This window comes from Corynebacterium sp. (genome assembly GCF_012837295.1).
Lineage (GTDB): Bacteria > Actinomycetota > Actinomycetes > Mycobacteriales > Mycobacteriaceae > Corynebacterium.
In genome coordinates this window covers 1-2,515 of sequence record NZ_DURI01000330.1, presented here as the reverse complement: position 1 = coordinate 2,515, position 2,515 = coordinate 1, and the positions used below count along the sequence as shown (strand labels likewise).

4 protein-coding genes are annotated in these 2,515 nt (G+C 68.9%); all 4 read right to left on the bottom strand.

Annotated elements, in window-relative coordinates; genetic code table 11:
- On the bottom strand, window positions 1-235 hold a 235-nt coding region (locus tag GX015_RS10840; RefSeq protein ID WP_291345076.1), incomplete at its 3' end, for a translation initiation factor IF-2 N-terminal domain-containing protein.
- Between the two features lie 124 nt (window positions 236-359).
- Window positions 360-719: a YlxR family protein gene (locus GX015_RS10835; RefSeq protein ID WP_291345075.1), complete on the bottom strand. Its 360-nt coding sequence runs from the start codon at window positions 717-719 to the stop codon at window positions 360-362.
- Between the two features lie 135 nt (window positions 720-854).
- Window positions 855-1,841: a transcription termination factor NusA gene (gene nusA / locus GX015_RS10830; RefSeq protein WP_291345073.1), complete on the bottom strand. Its 987-nt coding sequence runs from the start codon at window positions 1,839-1,841 to the stop codon at window positions 855-857.
- Complete coding sequence (rimP, locus tag GX015_RS10825; protein ID WP_291345072.1) at window positions 1,838-2,413, bottom strand: ribosome maturation factor RimP; 576 nt, start codon at window positions 2,411-2,413, stop codon at window positions 1,838-1,840. Before rimP ends, nusA begins: the two co-directional genes overlap by 4 nt.
- Between the last annotated feature and the right edge of the window lie 102 nt (window positions 2,414-2,515).

Genomic DNA, 2,515 nt, shown 5'->3' with positions numbered 1-2,515 from the left:
GCTTGCCGGCGGCCGGCTTCGGGCCCGGCTTGCCGGCGCCCGGCTTCGCGTCGCCGCCGGCCTGCTGGCCGTCCTGGGACGCGTAGAGCTGCTTCATGCGCTTGACGACGGGCGGTTCCACCGTCGACGAAGCGGTCTTGACGAATTCGCCCTGCTCCTTGAGCTGGGCGAGAAGTTCCTTGCTGGTGACCCCGAGCTGCTTTGCGAGCTCATGGACACGGAGCTTTCCGGACACTTTTCTCCTCACTTGTGGAGTCGAACAGTGCCGGGCGGGTTCGTTTCCCGCGCATTGGCCTACTGCCGACTCCCGTTATCGGTTGCCGTTCATCGCTGATGCTTCATCGTGCGCTCATCAGTGTTCAGGTCTTTCCGTTGGTCGGTTCCCGGTCTCCGGGGCCGCACGGTGCGGCTTCGGCATGTGCCCCGAGGGTTTCGAGGTACTCGCGGACCGGGTTCGCGTCCGCGGTCGCGGACACCTTCAATGCGCGGCCGAACGCGCGGCGCTTGTCGGCCACCGCCCATGCTTCGAGCGTGGGGGTGATCCAGGCGCCTCGTCCCGGCATCCTTCGCCGGGGGTCGGGGACGACGCGGGTGGCGTCGCCGTCGCGGCGGGCCACCATCCGCAGCAGCCGCCCTTCGGGCAGCCGGGTGCGGGTGGCGATGCAGGTTCGTTCGCGTTCGACGAAGTTCGGGGCGTGCTCGTCCCGGGTTCTCGTCATGCGCAGACGCACCTGTCCTTCCACCGTCGTTTCCTCGTTGGCCGTTGTACAGCCTAACCCGAAAGGGGCCTCGAATCCCAACCCCGTGTTTTCGGCGCGGCGGCCGCGGTTGCCTGACGACGGCCCGCCGCGGACCTACTCGGCGTCGGAGTGGATGTCGATGCGCCAGCCGGTGAGGCGGGCGGCGAGGCGCGCGTTCTGGCCTTCGCGGCCGATCGCCAGCGACAGCTGGTAGTCGGGCACGACGACGCGGGCCTGGCGCTCCTCTTCGTCGAGCACCTCGACGGAGACGACCTTGGCGGGGGCCAGGGCGTTGCCCACGAACTTCGCGGGATCCTCGTCGTAGTCGATGATGTCGATCTTCTCGCCGCCGAGCTCGTTCATGATCGCGCTGACGCGCTGGCCGCGCGGGCCGATGCAGGCGCCCTTGGCGTTGAGGCCCTTGACGGTCGGCTGCACGGCGACCTTGGAGCGGTGGCCGGCTTCGCGGGCGATGGACACCAGGTCGACGGCGCCGTCGGCGACCTCGGGAACCTCGAGCTCGAAGAGCTTGCGCACGAGCTCGGGGTGGGTGCGCGACAGGTTGATGGCCACGCCGCGCGGGGTCTTGTTCACGCCGACGACGTAGCACTTGGTGCGGTCGCCGTGCTCGAGGGTTTCGCCCGGCAGCTGCTCGGCGGGCAGCAGGATGCCGTCTCGGCCGTGGGCCTCGGAGCCGATGTGGACGACGATGATGCCCTTGTCGTTGGCGCGGATGTCGCGCTGGACGACGCCGGAGATGACCTGGTTCTCCAGGTCGGCGTACTCGCCGAAAACCTTGTCGCTTTCGGCGTCGCGCAGGCGCTGGAGGATGGTCTGGCGGACGGGGTACGCGGCGATCTTGCCGAAGTCCTCGGGGGTGTCGTCCCATTCGGCGACGAGGTTGCCCTCTTCGTCGCGCTCCTGGGCGAAGACCGTGACCTCGCCGGAGTCGTAGTCGATGTCGACTCGCGCGTACTGCGCGGGCGAGTCCGTGCCCCGGTAGGCTTCCCGCAGCGCGCGGCCGAGCAGGCCCATCATTTCGCCGAAGGGGATGCCCCGCTCCTTTTCCAGGGTGCGCAGGGCGGCGAGTTCGATCTTCACTTGTCCAGTTCCTCCAGCCGGGTCACGGCATCGTCGAAATCCAGTCCGGCCAGGTCGAGCTCGACCGCCGGTGCTTTAGAGAACTCAATTTCTACCACCGCCTGCTCCACGGTGGCCAACTCGAGCACGGCGCCGGTGGCCTTGGGCCGCCCCTTCGGCCCCGTCGAGGAGACGATGATCACGCGCTCGCCGTCCTCGCCGAGCGCGCCGATGCGTCCGACCAGCTGGTCTCCGCCGACGAGGCGGATGCGGACGAGACGGTTCCGGTTGCGTCGCCAGTGGCGCGGGGCCACAAGCGGTGCGGCGACGCCGGGAGTGCTCACCTCGAGCGTGTATTCCAGCTCGCCGAAGCGGATTTCGCGGTTGACCTCGGCCTCGTCGAGGGCGGCGGAGATGTCGCGGGTCGCCGCTTCGATGACGTCGAGGTCTGGGGCGTCGTCGCCGTCGACTAGCACCGTGACCTGCGTCTTGCGTCCGGCACCGGAAACCTTCACGTCCTCAATGTCGAGGCCGCGGGCGGCGGCTGCGGGGCGGATGACGTCTGCGATTGCTTCAGCGGGGGGAAAGGCCATGCCGTGAAGTCTAGCCGCCGCCGATCGTGGCACGATGGACGCGTGAATCACCCGCTTCCCCCTCTTCCCCGCCGCTCGTTCCTCGTCGGCGCCGCCGGTCTC

Coding starts and splice junctions, on each gene's coding strand:
- GX015_RS10835 (WP_291345075.1), bottom strand. CDS start 719: ATGACGAGAACCCGGGACGAGCACGCCCCGAACTTCGTCGAACGCGAA.
- rimP (WP_291345072.1), bottom strand. CDS start 2,413: ATGGCCTTTCCCCCCGCTGAAGCAATCGCAGACGTCATCCGCCCCGCA.